The sequence below is a fragment of the Micromonospora sp. DH13 genome (assembly GCF_020873825.1).
GTDB classification, from domain to species: domain Bacteria; phylum Actinomycetota; class Actinomycetes; order Mycobacteriales; family Micromonosporaceae; genus Micromonospora; species Micromonospora haikouensis.
This window is the reverse complement of sequence record NZ_JAHWGR010000017.1, coordinates 102,996-125,535: the sequence shown is the minus strand read 5'-3', so window position 1 is coordinate 125,535 and position 22,540 is coordinate 102,996. Positions and strand designations below refer to the sequence as shown.

Here is a 22,540-nt window from a genome sequence, read left to right as displayed (position 1 = left end):
CGTCACAGCCCGAGTTCCGTGTCGATCAGGCTGAAGATCTCGTCGTCGCTGGCCTGGTCGAGGTCCAGGTCCAGGTCGTGGTCGGTGGCGGACGCGCCGCGCATGGTGCGCCACTTGGCGACCAGCACCTCCAGCCGGGCCGCGACCTGGGTGTGCAGCTCCGCCTCGACGACCGTCTCGGCCAGGGACCGTTCCAGGCTCTCCAGCTCGGCGAGGATGGCCGGCGCGGCCTGGCCGCCGTCGGGCACGAGCTGGGCGCGCAGGAAGCCGGCCAGCGCGGTCGGGTCCGGGTAGTCGAAGATGGCGGTGGCGGGCAGCCGGTGGCCGGTGGCCTCGGTGAGCCGGTTGCGCAGCTCGACGGCGGTCAGCGAGTCGAAGCCGATCTCGTTGAACGCCTGGGCGGGTTTGACGGCGTCGGGGCTGGTGTGGCCGAGGACGGTGGCCGCCTCGGCGCGGACCAGGTCCAGCAGCAGGGCGGACTGCTCGCCGGTGGTGAGGGCGCGCAGCCGGCCGGCGAGGTCCCGGCCGCCGGGGGCTGCCTCGGCGCGGGCCCGGGGGCGGACACGTCGGACGAGGCCGCGCATCAGCGCGGGCACGCTGGCCCGGCCGGCGAGGGCGGTCACGTCGACCCGGGTGGGCACGAGGTGTTCCTCGGGGGCGGCGAGCCCGGCGTCGAACAGCGCCATGCCCAGGTCGGTTCCGATGGCGAGCTGCCCGTCGCGGGCGGTGATCCGGGGGTCGGCGCGGTCCAGCTTCGCGGTCATCGCGCTGGCCTGCTCCCACAGGCCCCACGCGTACGACTGGGCGGGCAGGCCCGCGCCGCGCCGGCGGGTGGCGAGGGCGTCGAGGTAGGCGTTGGCGGCGGCATAGTTGCCCTGGCCGGGCACGCCGAACACCCCGGCGCCGGAGGAGAACAGCACGAACCCGGCGAGGTCGAGGTGGCGGGTGGTCTCGTCGAGGTGCCGGGCGGCGTCCACCTTGGGGGCGAAGACGGTGTCGAGGCGGTCGGGGGTGAGCGCGGTGACCACGCCGTCGTCGAGGACCCCGGCGAGGTGCACGACGGCGGTGAGCGGACGCTCGGCGGGCACGGCGGCGACGAGCCGGGCCACGGCGGCGCGGTCGGCGACGTCGGCGGCGGCCACGGTGACGGTCGCACCGAGGGCGGTCAGCTCGGCGGTCAGCTCGGCGACGCCGGGTGCGTCGGGGCCGCCCCGGCTGGCGAGCAGCAGGTGCCGCACCCCGTGGCCGGTGACGAGGCGGCGGGCGACGAGGCCGCCGAGCAGGCCGGTGCCGCCGGTGAGCAGGACGGTGCCGTCGGGGTCCCACGGGGCCGGCACGGTGAGCACCACCTTGCCGACGTGCCGGGCCTGCTGGACGTGGCGGAACGCGTCGGGGGCCTGCCGGACGTCCCAGGCGCGCACCGGCAGCGGGGTCAGCCTGCCGGCGGCGAACAGGCCCATCAGCTCGACGAGCATCCGCTGGACCTCGTCGGGGTCCACGGTGGTCAGGTCGTACGCCTGGTAGGCGACGCCGGGGTGGTCGGCGGCGACCCGGTCGGGGTCGCGCAGGTCGGTCTTGCCCATCTCGACGAACCGGCCGCCGCGCGGCAGCAGCCGCAGGGACGCGTCGACGAACTCCCGGGCGAGGGAGTCGAGGACGACGTCGACGCCGCGTCCGCCGCTGGTGGCGAGGAAGTGCGGTTCGAAGTCGAGGGTGCGCGACGAGGCGAGGTGGCTGTCGGGGACGCCCATCGCCCGCAGGGCGGGCCACTTGCCGGGGCTGGCGGTGGCGTAGACGGTCGCGCCGAGGTGGCGGGCGAGTTGCACGGCGGCCATGCCGACGCCACCGGCGGCGGCGTGCACGAGCACGGACTCGCCGGCCCGCAGCCCGGCCAGGTTGACCAGCCCGTGGTAGGCGGTGAGGAACACCACGGGCACGGACGCGGCCTGGGCGTACGTCCAGCCGTCGGGCACCGGCGCGAGCAGCCGGCGGTCGGTGACGGCGACGGGGCCGAAGCAGCCGACGAAGACGCCGAGGACCCGGTCGCCGGGGCGCAGGTCGGTGACGTCCGCGCCGACCTCGGTGACGACGCCGGCGGCCTCGCCGCCGGGCGGCCCGGGGTCGCCGGGGTAGAGGCCGAGCGCGTTGAGCACGTCGCGGAAGTTGAGGCCGGCGGCGCGGACCCGCACCCGCACGTCGAGGGGCCCGAGGGGGGCGTCGGCGGCGTCGGTGGGCGCGAGGGTGAGGTTCTCCAGGCTGCCGCGCGCCGTGGTGTCGAGCCGCCAGGCGGTCGCGCCGGCCGGCGGGGTGAGCGTCGCGGCCTCCACGCGGCGGGCCAGCCGGGGGGCGTACGGGGTGCCGGCGCGCAGCGCCACCTGGGGTTCCGCGGCGGCGAGGACGGCGGTCAGCTCGGCATCGGTGGGCGGGGTGTCGGCGTCGAGCAGGACGAACCGGTCGGGGTGCTCGGACTGGGCGGTGCGGACGAGCCCCCAGGCGGTGGCGGCGTCGGGGTCGTCGACCTCGGCGGGGCTGTGCACGCCGACCGCACCCCGGGTGAGCAGCACCAGCGGGGTGGCCGCCCAGCGGGGGTCGGCCAGCCACGCCTGGACGAGGGCGAGCGCCTCTGCGGCGACGGCCCGCGCCCGGTCGGGCTCCCCCGCGAACGCGTCGGACGCGGCGGGCACGTCAGGCACGTCGGGCGCGCCGGCCGCGGGGGCGTCGGACCAGCCCAGCGGGGCGAGGACCGCGTCGGGTGGGGCCGCGCCGCCGTCCACGGCGCGGGCGAGCGCCGCCGGGTCGGCGTGGTGCGGGAACGCGCCGACGGCCCGGCCGAGCGCGACGACGCGGGCCGGGGCGGGGGTCTCCGGCGCGGCCAGGGGCTGCCAGTCGAGGCGGAACAGCGCGTCGTCGACGGCGGCGTCGCGGGTGCCGAGTTCGGCGCGGGAGATGGGGCGCATCGCCAGCGACGCCACCTCGGCCACGGGTGCGCCGGTGGCGTCGGCGACGGTCAGCGCGATCGCGTGCGGGGCGACCCGGGTGAGCCGGACCCGCAGCGCGGACGCGCCGGCGGCGTGCAGGGCGACGCCGTTCCAGGCGAACGGCAGCAGCAGCCGGTCGGGGCCGGCGTCGCCGATGCCGCCGAGGTGCGCGGCGTGCAGGGCGGCGTCGAGCAGGGCCGGGTGCAGGTGGTACCGGTCGGCGTCGGCGCGCTGCCCGGCGGGCAGTTCCACCTCGGCGTACACCTCGTCGTCACCGGTCCACACGGCGCGCAGCCCCTGGAACGCCGGTCCGTACGCGTAGCCGTCGGCGGCGAGCCCGGCGTAGAAGCCGGTGAGGTCGGCGGGGCGGGCGTGCGGCGGCGGCCAGGCGGCGAGGCCGGCGGCGGGCGGGGCGGGCTGCGCGGCGGAGAGCGTCGCGCTGGCGTGCCGCGTCCACGGCGTGCCGGGCGGGGCGTCGGCGGGGCGGGAGTGCACGGCGACGGGGCGACGGCCGGCGTCGTCGGCCGCGCCGACGGTGAGCTGCACCTGGGTGGCGGCGCGACCCGGTCCCGGGTTGCCGGCGGCGCCGGCCGGGCCGGTTCCGGGGTTGCCGGCGGCGTCGGCGGGCAGCGCGAGCGGGGCCTCGATGACCAGCTCGTCGAGGACGGGGCAGCCGACCTCGTCGCCGGCGCGCAGGCACAGCTCGACCAGGCCGGTGCCGGGCACCAGCACCGTCTCGCCGACCCGGTGGTCGGCCAGCCACGCCGGCGCGCCGGCGGCGATCCGGCCGGTGAACAGGTGCCCGCGCGCCTCGGCCAGCGCCACGGACGCGCCGAGCAGCGGGTGCCCGGCGGCGTCGAGGCCGGCCGCGTCGACGTCGCCGGGGCCGGTGGCGGGCCGGGGCCAGTAGCGGCGGTGCTCGAACGCGTACGTGGGCAGGTCGACGCGCCGGCCGCCGGCCAGGGCGGGCCGCCAGTCGACGGCGACGCCGCGCACGTGCAGCTGGGCGGCGGAGAGCAGGAACCGGGCCCGGTCGCCCTGGTCGCGCTGCAGGGAGCCGACGACGACGTGCGGGGTGTCGTGCTCGGCGAGGGTCTCGGTGATGCCGACGGTGAGCACCGGGTGGGGGCTGCACTCGACGTACGTGTCGTGGCCGAGCGCGGCCAGCTCCGCCACGGCCCGGTGCAGCTCGACGGGCTGGCGCAGGTTGCGGTACCAGTAGTCGGGGCCCAGCTCCGGCCCGTCGAGCCAGCGCAGGTCGGTGGTGGAGAACAGCGGCACGGCGGCCGGGCCGGGGCTGATGCCGGCCAGCGCCTCGGCCAGGTCGGCGCGGATCCGTTCCACCTGGGCGGAGTGGGAGGCGTAGTCGACGGCGATGCGGCGCACCCGGGCCCCGTCGGCGGCCAGCTCGGCGAGCACCTCCTCGACGGCGGCCTCCTCGCCGGAGACGACGACGGCGGCGGGCCCGTTGACGGCGGCGACGGCGACGGCGTCGCCGTGGCGGGCGATGCGGTCGCGGACCACGTCGGCGGGCAGCGCCACGGACGCCATCGCCCCGTGCCCGGCCAGGGCCCGGATCGCGCGGCTGCGCAGCGCCACCACCTTCGCCGCGTCGGGCAGGGAGAGCACCCCGGCGACGCAGGCGGCGGCGATCTCGCCCTGCGAGTGGCCGACGACGGCGGCGGGCCGCACGCCGTGGGAGCGCCACAGCTCGGCCAGCGACACCATCATCGCGAACAGGGCCGGCTGCACCACGTCGACCCGGTCGAGGCTCGGCGCGTCGGGGGCCTGACGCAGCACGTCGAGCACGGAGAATCCCAGGTGGGGGCGCAGGGCCGCGTCGCAGGCGGCCATCCGCTCGGCGAACACGGGTGCCGCATCGAGCAGGTCGAGGCCCATGCCGGGCCACTGGGAGCCCTGGCCGGGGAAGACGAACACGACCTTCCCGGCGGCGGTGGCGTCGCCGCGTACCAGGTCGGGGTCGGGGCGGCCGGCGGCGAGCGCGTCGAGGGCGGCGGCGACCCGGTCGGGTTCGGCGGCGACGACCACGGCCCGGGAGTCGAACGCGGCCCGGGTGGTGACCAGCGACCAGGCCACGTCGCGGGGCGGCTGGTCGGGGTGGTCGGCGAGGTGGTCGCGCAGCCGGCGGGCCTGCCCGGCCAGCGCCTCGGGGGTACGCGCGGACAGCAGCCACGGCAGGGCGGCGGGGTCGGCGGGCGAGGCGGGGTCGGGTTGCGGCTCGGCGGCGACGGCCTCGACGACGACGTGGGCGTTGGTGCCGCTGATGCCGAAGGAGGAGATCCCGGCGCGGGCGGGCCGGTCGGCGCGCGGCCACGGGCGGGCCTCGGTGAGCAGTTCCACGGAGCCGGCGGCCCAGTCGACGCGGGTGGTGCGCCGCTGGGCGTGCAGGGTGCGGGGCAGGACGCCGTGCCGCATGGCGAGGACCATCTTCAGCACCCCGGCGACGCCGGCGGCGGCCTGGGTGTGCCCGAGGTTGGACTTGACGGAGCCGAGCAGCAGCGGCGGGGCGTCGGCGGGGCGCTGGCCGTAGGTGGCGAGGATCGCCTCGGCCTCGATCGGGTCGCCCAGCGGGGTGCCGGTGCCGTGGGCCTCGACGGCGTCCACGTCGGCGGGCGTGAGGCCGGCGGCGGCCAGCGCGGCCCGGATGACCCGCTCCTGGGAGGGCCCGTTGGGGGCGGTCAGCCCGTTGGACGCCCCGTCCTGATTGACGGCGGTGCCCCGGATCAGCGCGAGGACGGGGTGGCCGCGGCGGCGGGCGTCGGAGAGGCGTTCCACGACGAGCACGCCGACGCCCTCGGACATGCCGAACCCGTCGGCGTCCTCGGCGAACGCCTTGCAGCGGCCGTCGGCGGCGAGGCCGCGCTGGCGGCTGAACCCGGTGAGGCCGGCGGGGCTGGACAGCACCGACACGCCGCCCGCGAGGGCCAGGTCGCAGTCGCCGCCGCGCAGCGCCTGCGCGGCCAGGTGCAGCGCCACCAGGGACGCCGAGCAGGCGGTGTCGACGGTGACGGCGGGCCCCTCCAGCCCGAGGGCGTACGCGACCCGGCCGGACAGGACGCTGCCGGCGGTGCCGGTGAGCAGGTGTCCCTCGTCGGCGGTGGTCTCCCCGTCGTCGGAGGCGACGCCGGGGGCGATCTGGTCGGCGTAGTCCTGCCCGTGGGTGCCGGCGAACACGCCGGTGCGGCTGCCGCGCAGGGTCCCGGGGTCGATGCCGGCGCGTTCCAGGGCCTCCCAGGAGGTTTCCAGCAGCAGCCGGTGCTGCGGGTCCATGGCCAGCGCCTCGCGGGGGCTGATGCCGAAGAACGCGGCGTCGAAGTCGGCGATGCCGGCGAGGAACCCGCCGGAGCGCACGTAGGTGCGGCCGGGGGTGCCGGGGACCGGGTCGTACAGGTCGGGCCAGCCCCGGTCGGTGGGCAGGTCGCCGATGACGTCGCCGCCGCCGTCGAGCAGCCGCCACAGTTGTTCGGGCGAGCCGATGCCGCCGGGGAACCGGCAGGCCATGGCGACGACGGCGACGGGTTCGTCGGCGGCGACGGTGGCGGCGTCGGCGACCTCGGCGGCGGTGGTGCCGAGCAGCCGGGCGTGCAGGTGCGCGGCGAGCAGCTCCGGGGTGGGGTGGTTGAACACAGCGTGCGGGGCGAGCCGGACGCCGGTGGCGGCGGAGAGCCGGTTGCTCAGCTCCACGGCCATCAGCGAGTCGAAGCCGAGGTCCTTGAACGGGCGGCGCGGCTCGATCTGCTCGCCGCCGGCGTGCCCGACGACGGTGGCGCACCGGGCGCGCACCAGGTCGAGCAGCGCGGCGGCCCGTTCGGGTTCGGTGCGGCCGGCGAGCCGGTCGGCGAACCCGGCGGCGGACGCGGGCGCGGGGTCGGCGTTGACGGCCCGGCGCGGCGGCGGGGGCAGCAGGGCCCGTAGCAGGGCGGGCGCCTCCCCGGCGGCCCGGACGGCGGCCAGGTCCAGCCCGATCGGCACCAGCGCGGGCCGGTCGGCGTGCAGGGCGGCGTCGAACAGGGCCAGGCCGGCGGCGGTGTCCAGGGGGCGGGTGCCGCCCCGGGCGAGGCGGGCCAGGTCGGCGGCGGTGAGCGCGCCGGCCATCCCTTCCGGCGTGGCCCACAGGCCCCAGGCCAGGGCGGTGGCGGGCAGGCCGTGGGCACGCCGGTGCGCGGCGAGGGCGTCGAGGAACGCGTTGCCGGCCGCGTAGTTGCCCTGCCCGGGGCTGCCGAACACGGCCGACGCGGAGGAGAACAGCACGAACGCGGCCAGGTCGAGGCCGGCGGTCAGCTCGTGCAGGTGCCACGCGCCGTGCACCTTGGACCGCAGGGCCCGCTCCCAGCGGGCGGCGTCGAGGCCGGTGAGCAGGGCGTCGTCGGTGGCCCCGGCGGCGTGCACGACGGCGGTGAGCCGGCCGGCAAGCGGGGCGAGGACCGCGTCGAGGGCGGCCCGGTCGGCGACGTCGGCGGCGACGACCCGCACGGTCGTCCCGGCGGCGGTGAGCGCGTCCATCCAGTCGGCGTGCCGGCCGGTGCGGCTGACCAGCACCAGCTCGGCGACGCCGTGGGCGGTGGCGAGGTGGGTGGCGACGTGCCGGCCGATCCCGCCGGTGCCGCCGGTGACGAGGACGGTCCCGCCGGCCAGCGCGGGCAGCGGGCCGGGAGCGGTCGAGCCCGCCGGCAGCGGGCCGGGAGCGGTCGAGCCGGCCGCCGGCTGCGGGCCGGGAGCGGTCGACGCCGGCAGCGGGCCGGCGGCGGGCGCGGGCGTGCCGCCGGTCGGGGCCGGGGAGCCTGCGGCGGGGGGCTCGACGGGGCGCAGCCGGGGCAGCAGGGCCCGGCCGTCGCGGACGGCGACCTCCGGCTCGTCGGGGCCGACGGCCAGGGCCGTGCGGATCCCCGCGTCGTCGGCCGCGTCGAGGCGCAGCAGCAGGAACCGGTCGGGGTGCTCGGCCTGGGCGACGCGGACCAGCCCGGCGACGGTCGCGTGCGCGGGGTCGCCGTCGCGGACGGCGACGGCGAGCCGGGTGCTCTCGGCGCGGGGGTCGGCCAGCCAGCGCTGGAGCACGCCGAGGGTGTCCAGGCCGACGGCGTGCGCCCGGTCGGGCACCGGTGCGGCCGGGTCGCCGTCGCCGACCCGCAGCACCAGCAGCGGCGGCAGCGGGCCGGCCGGCGGCGCGCCGTCGGCGAGCGCCCAGGCGGGCACCGGCGTCGCCGGGGCGGCGGCGGGCAGCCAGTCCACGGCGTACAGGCCGGCGGGGGCGGCGGCGGGGGCCGGGCCGGCGAGGGTCGGGGCGGCCACGGCGCGCAGCACCACCCGCTCCACGTCGAGCACGGGGTCACCGGCGTCGTCGACGGCGCAGAGGGTGACCGCGTCCGCCCCGGCGGGGGCGAGCACGACCCGCAGGGCGTGCGCGCCGGTGGCGTGCACGCGCACCCCCGCCCAGTCGGTCGCGGTCGGCCGCGCCGTGGCCCCGGCGGCGGGGGCGAAGCCGGCGATCGGGAGCAGGCGCAGGGCCGCGTCCAGCACCAGCGGGTGCACCGCGTACCGGTCGGCGTCGGCGTCCCGGGCGTCCTCCGGCAGGCGTACGTCGACGCAGAGCCGGTCCCCCGCGACCCACGCGGCCCGGGCCAGGTCGCCGGCGAGCGCCCGCCGCTGCGGGGTGTCCAGGTCGACGGGCCGGGCCCCGGTGGGCGGCCACACCGCCGCGGCGGCGGCCGGTCCGGCCTGGTGGTCGGCGGGGGCGAGGACGGCCTCGGCGACCTCCCGCCACGGCTGGCCGTCGGCGGCCCGCACGTGGCAGCGCGCCACCCGGCGCGGGTGCTCGTCGGGCGCGTCGACGGTGACCTGCACGTCGACGGAGAGGCCGGCGGGCAGCGGCACCGGCGCGGGGACGCGCAGTCGCTCCACGGTGGGCAGGTCGAGCAGCACGCCGAGGTGGGCGAACACGTCCAGCAGGGCGGTGGCGGGCAGCAGCGCCGGCCCGTCGGCGTCGGGCGCGACCAGCCACGGGTGGGTGGCGACGGCGACCCGCCCGGTGCAGACGACCTGCCCGGTGCCGGCGACGGGCAGCACCGCGCCGAGCAGCGGGTGCCCGGCGTCGGCCAGTCCCACGTCGGCGGGCCCGCCGGCCACCGCCGAGTACGGCAGCCAGTAGTGCCGGCGCGCGAACGCGTACGTGGGCAGGTCGACCCGGCGACGCGGCCCTGGGCCGGCGGGGGCCGCGGGGTCCACGGCGACGCCACGCACGTGCAGCCGCGCCACGGCGGCGACCAGCGCGTCCGGTTCGCCGTCGACGGTCCGCACGGCGGGCACGAAGGCCAGCTCGTCGGCGGTGTCGTCGGCGAGGCAGTCCTGGGCCATCGCGGTGAGCACCCCGCCGGGGCCGACCTCCAGGAACGTGGTGACCCCCAGCCCGCGCAGGGCGCGCATCCCGTCGAGGAAGCGGACGGTGCCGCGCACGTGCTCCACCCAGTGCTCCGGCGAGCAGAGCCGGGCCGGGTCGACCGGCCGACCGGTCACGTTGGACACCACGGGCAGGTGCGGGGTGCGGTAGGTGAGGCCGGCGGCCACGGCGCGGAACGCGTCGAGCATCGGCTCCATGCGCGGCGAGTGGAACGCGTGCGACACCCGCAGCCGGCTGGTGCGCCGGCCGGCGGCGCGCAGGGTCGCGGCGGCGGCCAGCACCGCGTCGGTGTCGCCGGAGAGGACGACGCTGCTCGGCCCGTTGACGGCGGCGAGTCCCACCCGGTCGGTGAGGTGGGCGGCCACCTCCGCCTCGTCGGCCTCCACGGCGACCATCGCGCCGCCGTCGGGAAGCTGCTGCATCAGCCGGGCGCGGGCGGCCACCAGCGCCGCCGCGTCGGCGAGGGAGAACACCCCGGCGACGTGCGCGGCGGCCAGCTCGCCGACGGAGTGGCCGAGCAGCGCGTCGGGGCGCACGCCCCAGGACTCCAGCAGCCGGTGTAGGGCCACCTCGAAGGCGAACAGGGCCGGCTGGGTGTAGAGGGTGTCGTCGAGCCGGGCGGCGAGGTCGGTGCCGTCGGCGGCGGCGACCACGTCGGCGACGGGGTGCGGGGCGTGCCCGGCGAGGCAGCGGTCCAGCTCGGCGCAGGCGGCGTCGAACGCCTCCGCGAAGACCGGGTACGCGGCCCGCAGCTCGCGTCCCATCCCGGGGCGCTGGCCGCCCTGCCCGCCGAAGAGCAGGCCGAGCCGGCCGTCGGCGACGCGGCCGGTGAGCACGGCGGCGGTGTCGGGTTCCGCCTCGCCCCGGGTCAGCGCGGTCAGCCCGGCGCGGGCGGCGGCCGGGTCGCCGGCCAGCACCACGGCCCGGTGCTCCAGGGCGGCGCGGGTGGTGGCCAGCGCGTGCCCGACGTCGGCCGGGTCGGCATCCGCGCCGGGGCCGTCGAGCCAGGTGAGCAGGCGCGCCGCCTGGTCGCGCAGCGCCTCGCCGGTGGCGGCGGACAGCGGCCACGGCACCGGCGGCCGGCGGCCGGCGGTGCCCGGGGCGGGTATGTCGGCGGCGTCGGCGGCAGGGAGCGCCTCGTCGTCGGCGGGAGGCGCCTCGATGATCACGTGGGCGTTGGTGCCGCTGATGCCGAACGACGAGATGCCCGCCCGCCTCGGCCGGTCCACCGCCGGCCACGAGCGCGCCTCGGTGAGCAGCTCCACCGCGCCGCCGGCCCAGTCCACCTCGGACGTCGGGGCGTCCACGTGCAGGGTCGCCGGCAGCGTGCCGTGCCGCAGGGCGAGCACCATCTTGATCACCCCGGCGGCGCCGGCGGCGGCCTGGGTGTGGCCGAGGTTCGACTTCAGCGAGCCCAGCCGCAGCGGCTCGGCGTCGCCGCGCCCCGCACCGTACGTGGCCAGCAGCGCCTGCGCCTCGATCGGGTCGCCGAGCCGGGTGCCGGTGCCATGCGCCTCCACGACGTCCACGTCGGCTCCGGTGAGCCCGGCGTTGGCCAGCGCCCGCCGGATGACCCGTTCCTGGGCGGGGCCGTTGGGGGCGGTCAGCCCGTTGGACGCCCCGTCGGAGTTGACCGCGCTGCCGCGCAGCACGGCGAGCACCGGGTGGCCGTTGCGGCGGGCGGCGGAGCGGCGTTCCAGCAGCAGCACGGCGACGCCCTCGGACCAGCCCGTGCCGTCGGCGGCGTCGGCGAACGCCTTGCACCGGCCGTCGGGGGCGAGCCCGCGCTGCCGGCTGAACTCGACGAACGCCTGCGGGGTGCCCATCACCGCGACGCCACCGGCGACCGCGAGGTCGCAGTCCCCGGCGCGCAGCGCCTGGGCGGCCAGGTGCAGCGACACCAGCGACGACGAGCAGGCGGTGTCCACGGTGACCGCCGGCCCCTCCAGCCCCAGCGCGTACGCGACCCGCCCCGAGACGACGCTGCCGGCGGTGCCGACGCCCAGGTAGCCCTCGGTGCCGGGCGGGGCCTGGCGCAGGTTGGCGGCGTAGTCGTGGTGCATGACACCGGTGAAGACGCCGGTGGCGCTGCCCCGCAGCGAGGTGGGGTCGATGCCGGCGCGCTCGAACAGCTCCCAGGAGGTCTCCAGCAGCAGCCGCTGCTGCGGGTCCATGGCCAGCGCCTCGCGGGGGCTGATCGAGAACAGGGTGGCGTCGAAGTCCGCCGCGTCGGGCAGGAACCCGCCGACGCGCACGTACGAGGTGCCGGGGGCGTCGGGGTCGTCGGAGAACAGGTGCGCCAGGTCCCAGCCCCGGTCGGTGGGGAACCCGGTCAGCCCCTCCCGGCCCTCGGCGACCAGGTCCCACAGCTCCTGCGGGGAACCCACCCCGCCGGGCAGGCGGCAGGCCATCGCGACGATGACCACGGGATCCTCGGCGTCGGGCGCGGTGGCCGGCCCGGCCGGGGCGACGGGGGCGTCCGGGCCGCCGCGCAGCCGGGCGGCGACGTGCCGGGCGAGGGCGTCCGGGCTCGGGTGGTCGAACGCGGCCGTGGCGGACAGCCGTACCCCGGTGGCCCGGGCCAGCCGGTCGCGCAGGGCGACCGCGCCGACGGAGGTGAAGCCCAGTTCCTTGAACGCGCGGCCGGGGCGGACGGCGGCCGGGCCGGGCAGGCCGGCGACGTCGGCGGTGGCGGCGCGCACCAGGTCGAGCAGGAGCCGGTCGCCCTCAGCGGTGGTCAGGCCGGCCAGCCGGCGGCGCAGCCCGGCGGCGTCGGCCGCGTCGCCGGCCTCGCCCGCCGCGCGGGCGGGGGGCCGCCAGGCGGGGTGGGCCGCGTCGGCCGGCACGGCGAGCAGCACGGGATCGTCGCCGTCGTGGGCGGCGTCGAACGCGGCGAGGTCGACGGCGGTCCCGCCCGCCGGGGCACCGGCGGCGCCCGCGTGCGGCGGCGCGGCGGGGCCGACCGGTCGGCCGGCGGCGTCGGTCGGCTGCGCCGGTGCGGCGGGATCGGCCGGCTCCGCCTGCGCGGCCGGGTCGGTCGTGCCGATCAGCCGGGCGGGCAGGCCCGCCGCGCGGCGGCGGGCGACGAGGGCGTGCAGCGCCGCGACGGCCGCGGCCGCGCGCTCCCGCCCGGCCGCGCCGAGCAGCAGGGCCGCCGGGACGGCGACGGTGAACGCCGTGGCGGCGGCGTGCCGGGTCCGGGCGTCGAGCGCCCCGGCGAGGGTCAGCAGCGCCGCGACGGCGGCGTCGTCGGCGAGGTCGGCGGCCGACGGACAGAGCAGGACCGCGCCGACCGGCCCGTCGGCGGACGCGGCACCGGTCTCGGCGGCCACGGAATCGGCGTCCAGCGGGGTGACCGTCGCGCCCGCGTCGGTCAGGTCCGCGACGAGTCGCCGTAGGGCGGCGGCGTCGGGCGGGCCGGCGGGCGCCAGCCGCAGCCGGCGGGCGCCGTGCGCCGCGACCAGGTGCCGGGCCAGCGCCGCGCCGGTCGGCCCGTCGACCCCGGTCACCACCGCCGGGGAGGCCGGGTCGACCACCGTCGCCGGCCGGCGGGGCGCGTGGGCGGGGGCCGGACCGAGGACCGGGCGCCGGGCCGCGCCGGCGCGCAGCGCGACCTGCGCGACGCCGGTGACCACGGCCGCCGGCACCAGGGCCAGCGACAGGTCGTCGGCGTCCCGGTCGACCAGCACGACCCGATCCGGGTACGCGGCGTGCAGGCAGCGCCCCCACGCCCACGCCGCCACGGCCGCCGGCACCAGGTCGGGGTCGTCGGGGCGGTCGGGAGTGGACGCGTCGACGGCGCCGGTGGTCAGCAGCGCGAGCCGGGTGCCGGCGTACCGGGCGTCGGCGAGCAGGTCGCCCAGCCGCCCGGCGAGGTCCGGCGGGTCGGCGACGCCGGCCGGCAGCAGCGCCACATCGGGCGCCTCCGGGTCCTCGCCCAGCGCGGCGAGATCCGGGTACGCCCGGAACACGTCGCCCGCCGACGCCACGGCCAGCGCCTCGACGAGGGCCGCGCCGCCCGGCCCGACGACCGCCCAGCGGCGCGGCCCGGGGGCAGGCTCGGCGCTGGCCTCGGCGGCGGGCTCGGCGCTGGCCAGGTCCAGCGGCTGCCAGGTGACCCGGCTGAGCGTGTCGTGGTGGCCGCCGTTGACCGCGCGCAGCCGCGCCGGCCGTGCCAGCAACAGCCGGCGGGTGACCTTGCCGGACGCGGTGCGGGGCACCTGGTCGATCTCGTAGAGCGCGTCGGGGACCTTGTAGTAGGACAGCCGCTCCCGGCAGGCCGCGTACGCCTCGGCGGGGTCGAACCCGTCCGGGCCGGGTACGACGAACGCCACCGGCACCTCGCCGAGCACCTCGTGCGGCCGGCCGGTGACCGCCACGTCGGCGACGCCGGGCACCGAGCGCAGCGCGTCCTCCACCTCGGCCGGGTGGATCTTCTCCCCGCCCCGGATGATCAGCTCCTGGTGCCGGCCGGTGACGAAGAGGTTGCCGTCGGCGTCGCGGCGGGCCAGGTCCCCGGTGCGGTACCAGCCGTCGCGCAGCGCGGCGGCGGTCACCTCGGGCAGGCCGTGGTAGCCGAGCATCACGCTCGGGCCGCGTACCCACACCTCGCCCTCGACGCCGGCCGGGACGTCCACCCCGGTCTGCGGGCTGACCAGGCGCACCTCGACGCCGGGCACGGGCTGCCCGCAGGAGCCCTCGACCCGGGGCCGGTCCGGGCGGGTGATCGCGATCGAGCCGCAGGTCTCGGTGCTGCCGTACGCGTCGAGCAGCGGCGCGTCGAAGACCTCCTCGAACGCCCGGCGCAGCGCCCCCGTGGTGATCGCCCCGCCGACCAGGCACACCCGCAGGTCGGGGGCGCGGAAGCCGGTGCTGCGGGCGGCGGTGACCAGGTGGTGGTACATGGCGGGCACGCCGGCCAGCACCGTCGCGGAGTCCTCGGCGACGGCGGCCAGCACGTCGTCGGCGGAGAAGCCGTCGACGAGCCGGGCGCTCGCGCCGACGGCGGTGACGCTGAGCACGCAACCGATGTGGGACAGGCTGTGGAACAGCGGCAGCGGCCACACGACCCGGTCGTCGCCGGTGAGGCCGGGGATCGGCACGTAGCAGGACGCCACCGACCACAGGCAGGTGCGCTGCGTGGAGAGCACGCCCTTGGGCCGGCCCGTCGTGCCCGAGGTGTAGAGCATCCAGGCGACCTCGTCGAGGCCCAGGTCGTCGCGGGCCGGCACGCCCGGTTCGGCGTCGACCAGCTCGCCCCAGGCGGCCACGTCGTCGCCGACGACGCCGTCGCCGGTGACCCAGAGGCGCAGGGCGGGACGGTCGGCGCGCAGCCGCAGCAGCTGGTCGAGGTGCTCCGGGTCGGTGACGACCAGCACCGCACCCGAGTCGTCCAGCAGATGGGCCAGCTCCGCGTCGGTGCAGCGCGGGTTCAGGGGTACGCCGACCGCGGCGGCCCGGGTGACCGCCAGCCACGTCTCGACCGTCTCCACCCGGTTGCCCAGGCAGAACGCCACCCGCTCGCCCCGGCCCACGCCCGCCGCCGCGAGGTGCCCGGCCAGCCGGGCGGTACGCGCCGCCAGCTCGGCGTACCGGACGGCGCGGCGGTCGTCGCGGAACGCGACCCGGTCCCCGAACTCCTCCGCGTGCGCCTTCAGCAGACCGGGCAACGGCTGGACCAGGTCGCTCCGAAGCATGTCACCATCCGTCCGCTCGGCGAGACTCCCCATCCGCGGCGTAGACCTCGCTCGCCGTAACGGCACAAGTCTTCCCAGCGTCGTGGCGGCGACCTACCCCTGTCGCACCCCTAACCCGTCCCCAGTTCCGGCCGCCGACCGACCGGCGCGACCTGCGGCGGAGGTGATGATGGGGCGAGCCTGCGCAGACCGTCGCGCCCATGCCCCGCCTTCCGTCAGTCGAGGTGCCGTCGTTGGAACGCTCGTGGTTGTTCGCCCGCCTGGCCGTGCCGGCCGGCGGCTGCCCGGACGCCCGGGCGGCCGAGCTGGTCGGCACCGTCGTCGCCGGGCTGGTCGCCGCGGCCCGCCGCGCCGACCCGGGGTCCGGCTGGTTCTACGACCGGCTCGACCCCACCGGCGTCCCCGTCGCCCCGGCCGGCTCCGCCGCCGGGCCGCGGCTGCGCCTCGGCATCTGCGCGTCGGCGGCAGGGCTCGCCGCGGTCCGGGCCGGGCTGCGCGCGTACGACCGAGGGTTTTCCCTGGTCGACGAGCCGCACGTGGTCCGCGACCCGGCCCGGGGCGGACCCCTCGCGCAGGCCGGCAGCGACCTGGCGCTGGCCCTGCTCGCCGGGGACGGGCCGTGGCTGCCCGGCGCGGAGCTGCCGCTGGCCGTGGCGCACCTGCGGCACCTGGCCGGGCTGCTGCCCGCGGCCGACCGGGCCGCGTTCCTCTTCCTGCACTGGCAGGACCGCGGCGCGGCGCTCACCGGGGCGCAGCGGCGGGAACTGGCCGCGCAGGCCGCCGCCGGGGCGGACAAGATCGTCCTCGCGGCGGACGACCTGCCGCCGGGCGGGGCGGCCGAGGCCGCGTGGCGGCGCTACCTGGACCGGGTCGCCGACGTCGCCGGGCGGGACCACCCGGACGCGCCACGCGGCTTCCTGCTGGCCCACCACGCGCAGCTCAGCCACGACCGGTGGGGCATCGCCCCGGACGTCGACGCGCTGGCCGCGCTGGCGCTGCGGCTGACGCTGGTCCGCCGCACACCCGAGTCGGAGGAGAGAGCAGCCGCATGCAGGTGACAGAGACCCCCGCGCGGATCGAGGTGGCGCTCGGCGAGCGCGCCTACCCGGTGCTGATCGGGCCGGGCGTGCGCCACCGGCTGCCGGCGGAGGTGGCACGGATCGGCGCGCGGCGGGTCGTCGTGGTCTCGGCCCGGCCGCCGGAGTGGACGCCCGACCCGGGCGTGCCGCACCGGGTGGTGCCGGCCCGCGACGGCGAGCACGACAAGACCCTCGCCACGGTGGAACAGCTGTGCCGGGCGTTCGCCGAGTTCGGGCTGACCCGCACCGACGCGGTGGTCTCCTGCGGCGGCGGCACCACCACCGACGTGGTGGGGCTGGCCGCCGGCCTCTACCACCGGGGGATCGCCGTCATCCACCTGCCGACGTCGCTGCTGGCCCAGGTCGACGCCAGCGTCGGCGGGAAGACGGCGGTGAACCTGCCGGAGGGCAAGAACCTCGTCGGCGTCTACTGGCAGCCCCGCGCGGTGCTCTGCGACACCGAACACCTGACGACCCTGCCGGAGCGGGAACGGCGCAACGGCTACGGGGAGATCGCCCGCGCCCACTTCATCGGCGCGGGCGACCTGCGCGGGCGGCCCGTCGCGGAGCAGATCGCCGCGTGCGTGGCGCTCAAGGCGCGGGTCGTCGCCGCCGACGAACGCGACTCGGGGCTGCGGCACATCCTCAACTACGGCCACACGCTGGGGCACGCGCTGGAGGTCGCCACGGGCTTCCGGCTGCGGCACGGCGAGGCCGTCGGCGTCGGCACGGTCTTCGCGGGCCGGCTCGCCGGCGTCCTCGGCCGGATCGGCCCCGAGCGGGTCGCCGAGCACCACGAGGTGGTCGCCGGCTACGGCCTGGACCCGGAGCTGCCCTCCGACGTGGACCACGACGAGCTGGTCGCGCTCATGCGGCGCGACAAGAAGGCCACGGCGGGCCTGTCGTTCGTCCTCGACGGCCCGGCCGGGCCGGAGCTGGTGGCGGACGTCCCACCGGAGGCCGTCCGCACCGCACTGGGGTGAGCGGGAGGGCACTCCGTCGGCGCTGATGACGGGACGATGATCCGACCGTGACGGCCCCGGGAACGCTGGCGACATGATGACTCCCGGACCTCACCCAGCCCCATCGAGAAGTGGCCCATGCGCGGCATGAGCAGGCTCGCCCCGGCCGCATCCGCCGTCCGCAGCCGGTGGTCGCGCATCCTCGGGTCGGCGACCGCTCTCACCGTCGTGCTGGCCGTCGGTGGCGCGGCTGTCACCCCACCGCAGGCGGCCCGGGCTGCGAGCTGCAAGGCGGAGACGTGCGAGGGCAAGTGGGCCAGTGACGCGGGTTGCCTGGCCGACAAGGTGGTCGCCGACGACCAACGGATCCTCGTCGAGTCGCCCGAGGACAGCGTCAAGCTGCTGGAGGGCACCAGCACGCTCTACTACTCACCGAGCTGCCAGTCGACCTGGACGGACTGGCTGATCACCTTCGACGAGACGGATTGGGAGGTGGAGTTCCAGTTCTGGGAGCTGACCCAGTACGGCGCGAACGAGATGCGCAAGCCGGCGGCACAGTCCCCGCTCTTCCCTGACGCGTACGTCAACTACACGACGGCCGGGGTCAACCTCTGGCGCTCGGCGATGACGGACTGGAACAAGTCGGTGCGGGCCTGCTGGTACGTGGTCGGCTCGGGGGACCCTCCCACTCCGAGCAACGATCCCGACGAGCAACTGGAGTGCACCAAGTGGAACTGAAGCGTGACCGACCGACGCGACCGGTCGTCCTTGGTGCGCTCGGTGCGGTGGTCGCGATGAGCGCCTCGGTGCTTGTCGTTCCCCAGCCTGTGGCCGCCCGGCCGATCTCACCGGTCCCCGCCGAGACCCTGAGCCGGGGGGCGCTCGCCGACCCAGACGCCTCGCTCGGCCCCGACTGGGCCGGCTCCAAGGACCAGTTGGTCGCCGGAGCCGGTGACCGAAGCGGCTTCCACCTGTTCGTCGCCCGGGAGCGGGACGCCTTCGCCTGGTCGAACCTGACCACACTGAACGCCGGTCTCCCCGACGTCGGCAACTGGACGGGCGGCGTCTGTGTCACCGGCTCCGGCAAGCGTGCCGTCGCGGTGTACGCGCCGACCTCGTACAGCAACAAGCCGGAACTGGCCACCAAGGGCGCCTACGTCGCGGTGGTCGACCTGACCAACGGCAAGGTCGTTCCGCTGAAGGAACGGGTTCAGCTGGCGTACTACAACCCGTCCTGCGGGGCCGGTGAACGCGTGCTGGTCACCCGGCCCACCGACGTCGACCAACAGACCACCGAGGTCATCGCCATCGACGCGGCAGCCGGCAAGGTGACCTCGACGGTCCGCCTGGCCGGACAGTTCACCAACGCGGCACCGGCTGCCGAGGGCGACTACGGCATCCTCCGGGGCGGTCTGCACCGGCTCCGGGCGGGCAAGCTCACCAAGCTGGCCGACCCGGGCGGGCAGCCGTTCGCCGTGCGGGTGACGGCTGCCGGCGCGGTCGACGTGCTGACCGTGGACGAGGCGAAGCCGGGCGTCGAGGCCCGGGCGAGCGCCCACCGGTACGACGGCCGCCGGCACACCGTGCTCGGCACCGGCCGGGCCACCGGCCTCGAACTGGTCGGCCTTTCGGGCGGTCGCAACGCCCTCGTCGGCGACATCGCCGGAATCCGCCGGCACCCCGCCGACCTGGTGCTGCTCAAGGCCGGCGACAAGACCCGGGTGGCCTCTCGGGAGGGACACCTGCTGCTGATGTCGGCCAGCCCGGCCGAGACGGGTCAGGCCGACCGCCGAACCCGCCTCGACGTCACGGTCCGGGCCACGAGGAGCGGCCGGGAGAGCCGGCACACGGTGACCACCACGCCGAAGGCTCCAGCGGACGTCGCCGCGCCCCGGGCCGGTCGGAGGCAGGCCCCCAGCGCGCAGATAACCGGAGAGGTCATCACCAACCCCTTCTTCCGGCCGACCTGCGCGGTTCCCCGCAACGACATTCGCCGCCAGGTGCTCCAGCCGAGCGCCAACCAGGTGGAGTGGGCGGTGGACCTCGCCGTGCAGGGCAAGTTGACCGTCTCCCGACCGGCGAACTACCTGAAGACCGGCGGGCCGGCATACACCCCGCAGGGGCTCTTCCCGTTGCCGTCCGGGCCGCGGGTGCCCGCGCAGGTGATGCTGGCGGTGCTGGCCCAGGAGACCAACATGGCACAGGCTTCCTGGCATGCCGCGCCGGGTGACGGCGGCAACCCGCTCGTCTCCGACTATTACGGCAGCCGCAGCAGCAGCTCGTGGGGATGGGACTACATCGACTACAGCAGCAGCGACTGCGGATACGGCATCTCCCAGGTCACCGACGGCATGACCTGGGACTCGACGAAATGGACCGAGGCCGAGCGGGTGGCGATCTCGAGCGACTACGCCGCGAACATCGCCGCCGGTCTGCGGATCCTCGTCGAGAAGTTCAACCAGGTGCAGTCGCTCGGCATATCGGTCAACACCAACGACCCCCGCTACATCGAGAACTGGTTCCTGGCGGTCTGGGGCTACAACAGCGGCGTGCACCCGCAGGGCGAGCCGGGTGCCAACGGCAACTACGGGCTCGGGTGGTTCAACAACCCGGCCAACCCGTCGTACCCGGCGAACCGGACGCCGTTCCTGCGGATCAACACCGACGACGCCAGCCACCCGTCGGACTGGTCCTACCCGGAGCGGATCATGGGTTGGGCCGAGGTGCCGCAGTGGCAGTGGATCGATCCGGTGACGAAGTACTCCAAGCCGCTGTTCGGATCGTCGAGCAACCAGCTGAGCCTGCCGAGCAGGTACCAGTTCTGCGGTGCGGCGAACAACTGCTCCCCGTTCGGGGACAACTCGGGCTGCGACGAGTCCTGCTGGTGGCACGGCAGCACCAGCTGGGCGTCCGAGGCCGCCCCGCTGAGCACCGAGAAGCTGGTGTACGCGGTGGGCTCGGCAGAGCCGGCCGTCAAGGCGGTCTACCCGAAGCGGTGCACTCCGTTCTCGGCGAGCGGGGCTCTGGTGGTCGACGACCTGAAGGACTCGTCGATCAATCCGCTGGGCTGCGCGGGGCAGAGCTGGGGCGGCAAGTTCACCCTCCGCCTCGGGGCTCCTGCGGGCGACGGGAACAGCTTCTACGCAGACATCGACGTCCACCAGCTCGGGGCGGGCTACCTCGGCCACATGTGGTTCACCCACAGCGTCGACGACAGCGACGCGCCGCTGCACCAGGTGGTCGGAACGTGGACGCCGAACATTCGCAGTGGCATCAAGAGCTGGGACATCGTGGTGCACCTGCCGTCGCACGGCGCCAACGAGACGGCGGCCGAATACCTGATCCAGCCGGGTATCGGCATCTACAACGACCCCCGCGACCAGGAGCGCACCTGCGTGGTCAACCAGGACTCGGCCACCCAGGGCGCCGACCGGTGGGTGAGCCTCGGCCGCCACACCCTCGGGCCGCGTGCGCGCGTACAGCTCAGCAACAGGATCACCGGCGCGAACGGCGAGGTCGACATCGCCTGGGACGCGATGGCGTTCGTGCCGGCGACCGGCACCGCGAAGTCCTGCGGCACTGCCTGGTGACACAGCTGACCGGGTGAGTCGATCCGAGGGGCGGGGACCTACCGGTGCCCGCCCCTCGGCCTGCGTTCCGCGAAGAATCCGGCGACCGGCACCCGGTGCCCCTCTTCGACACCCGTCGCGTCGACGGGTAATCGGGTGGACAGCATGCCGTTGCGGGGGCGATCGTCGGCCCATGAGGCAGGAAGACATCTGGGACGCCGACGCCGCCGCGCGCTACGACACGCCGGGCGTCGGCATGTTCGCCCCCGAGGTGCTGGGGCCGACCGTGGACCGGCTCGCCGCGCTCGCGGGCGGCGGGGCGGCGCTGGAGTTCGCCGTCGGCACCGGCCGGGTGGCCGTGCCGCTCGCCGAGCGCGGGGTGCCCGTCACCGGCATCGAGCTGTCCACCGCCATGGTCGACAGGCTGCGGACGAAGGTAGACGAGGCGGCGTTGCCCGTGGTCGTCGGGGACATGGCCACCACCGTCGCGCCGGGGGCGTACACGCTTGTCTACCTGGTCTTCAACACGATCGCCAACCTGCTCACCCAGGCCGAGCAGGTCGCCTGCTTCCGCAACGCGGCCCGCCACCTCGGCCCGGGAGGCCGGTTCGTGGTCGAGCTGTGGGTGCCGGAGCTGCGCCAGCTCCCGCCGGGCCGGCAGGCCACGGTCTGGCACTGCGAGCCCGGCTACATCGGCCTGGACACCTACGACGTGCTGCGCCAGCACGTCGTGTCGCACCACTTCAGGTTCGGCGAGGGCACCGAGGCGCAGGTGTTCCGCACGCCGCACCGCTACATCTGGCCGGCGGAGCTGGACCTGATGGCGCAGCTGGCCGGCTTCGAGCTGGAGTCGCGGCACGCGGACTGGGCCGGCGGCGAGTTCACCGCCGAGTCGCGCAACCACATCTCCGTGTACCGCCTCCCCTGACCGACGGCCGGGCCGACGGGGTCCGGGCCGGCAGGTCGCCCCGCCATGTCGCCGACATCGCGGGGTCAAGACCGACTCGATACCGCCATGTCGCCGACACGGCGGCGGCACCCGGCCGCGCGGCGGCCCAGCGCCGCGGCGGTCAGGGCGGGCGCGCGGTCAAGGCGGGCGCGCGGGCGCGCGGGTCAGGGGACCAGGGCCGCCGGGCAGTACGCCAGCAGGTCCGTCGGCGCGTGGGCGACCACGTCCGGGCCGGCGGCGAGCAGGGCGGCGACGTCCCCGCCGTGCCAGGTGGTGGCGACCGTGGTGACGCCGGCGTCCCGGCCGCTGAGCAGGTCGATCACCGCGTCGCCGACCATCATGGCCTGCTCCGGCGGCACGTCGAGGTGGCCGAGGGCGGCGAGGACGATGTCCGGGGCCGGCTTCGGGCGGGCCACCTCGTCGGAGCCGATCACCTGGTCGAACAGGCCGAGCACGCCGAGCGTGTCGAGCAGCGAGCGGGCCCGGGGGCCGCTCTTGCCGGTGGCGATGGCCATCCGGACGCCCCGGCCGTGCAGCTCCTCCAGGGTCTCGCGTACGCCGGGGAACAGCGGCACGAGGTGCGCCATCCGGTAGCTTTCCCGGACGAACGGCTCCTCCATCTCCAGCGGCAGCCCCATCAGCCGCATGATGTCCGGGAAGTACCGGCCCATGTGCCGGTTGTACTCCTCGAACGGCGCAGGCCCGTCGCCCACCACCTCGGCGTACGCGATGCTGAACGCCTCGCGCATGACGGCCGAGCTGTCGACCACGACGCCGTCGAGGTCGAACACGACCGCGCGGATCGGGCCCCGGGCGGGCGGCGGCGGGAGGGTGACGTCGATGGTGGACGGTGGATGGGTCATGGCTGCTCCCCGGAGCGAGTGAGGTCGCC

The 22,540-nt window shown here is 77.1% G+C and carries 7 protein-coding genes; 5 read left to right on the top strand and 2 right to left on the bottom strand.

The window, feature by feature from the left end:
- Positions 1 to 2: 2 nt before the first annotated feature.
- Positions 3 to 15,089, bottom strand: coding sequence for a type I polyketide synthase (locus LPA42_RS18310; RefSeq protein ID WP_228986708.1), 15,087 nt, complete (start codon positions 15,087 to 15,089; stop codon positions 3 to 5).
- Between the two features lie 200 nt (positions 15,090 to 15,289).
- Between LPA42_RS18310 and LPA42_RS18305 the strand changes: the two genes are divergently transcribed.
- The 5 genes from LPA42_RS18305 (at position 15,290) to LPA42_RS18285 (ending at position 21,627) form a co-directional block, all read left to right on the top strand.
- Positions 15,290 to 16,147, top strand: a complete 858-nt coding sequence (locus tag LPA42_RS18305; RefSeq protein ID WP_228986707.1) for a hypothetical protein — start codon at positions 15,290 to 15,292, stop codon at positions 16,145 to 16,147.
- The gene (locus LPA42_RS18300; RefSeq protein ID WP_077937008.1) at positions 16,138 to 17,151 is read left to right on the top strand and encodes a 3-dehydroquinate synthase; all 1,014 of its coding nucleotides are present in this window, start codon (positions 16,138 to 16,140) and stop codon (positions 17,149 to 17,151) included. Before LPA42_RS18305 ends, LPA42_RS18300 begins: the two co-directional genes overlap by 10 nt.
- A gap of 126 nt (positions 17,152 to 17,277) precedes the next feature.
- A complete protein-coding gene (locus LPA42_RS18295; protein ID WP_144082593.1) occupies positions 17,278 to 17,868 on the top strand; it encodes a hypothetical protein in 591 nt (196 codons plus the stop codon).
- A gap of 56 nt (positions 17,869 to 17,924) precedes the next feature.
- Positions 17,925 to 20,720 carry a hypothetical protein gene (locus tag LPA42_RS18290; protein ID WP_144082592.1) on the top strand — a complete coding sequence of 932 codons (2,796 nt, stop codon included), beginning with the start codon at positions 17,925 to 17,927 and terminating at the stop codon, positions 20,718 to 20,720.
- 172 nt (positions 20,721 to 20,892) lie between these two features.
- Positions 20,893 to 21,627: a class I SAM-dependent methyltransferase gene (locus LPA42_RS18285; RefSeq protein ID WP_077937005.1), complete on the top strand. Its 735-nt coding sequence runs from the start codon at positions 20,893 to 20,895 to the stop codon at positions 21,625 to 21,627.
- A gap of 185 nt (positions 21,628 to 21,812) precedes the next feature.
- Here LPA42_RS18285 and LPA42_RS18280 read toward each other — a convergent pair whose 3' ends face one another.
- Complete coding sequence (locus LPA42_RS18280) at positions 21,813 to 22,511, bottom strand: HAD-IA family hydrolase (RefSeq protein WP_077937004.1); 699 nt, start codon at positions 22,509 to 22,511, stop codon at positions 21,813 to 21,815.
- Positions 22,512 to 22,540 lie beyond the last annotated feature (29 nt).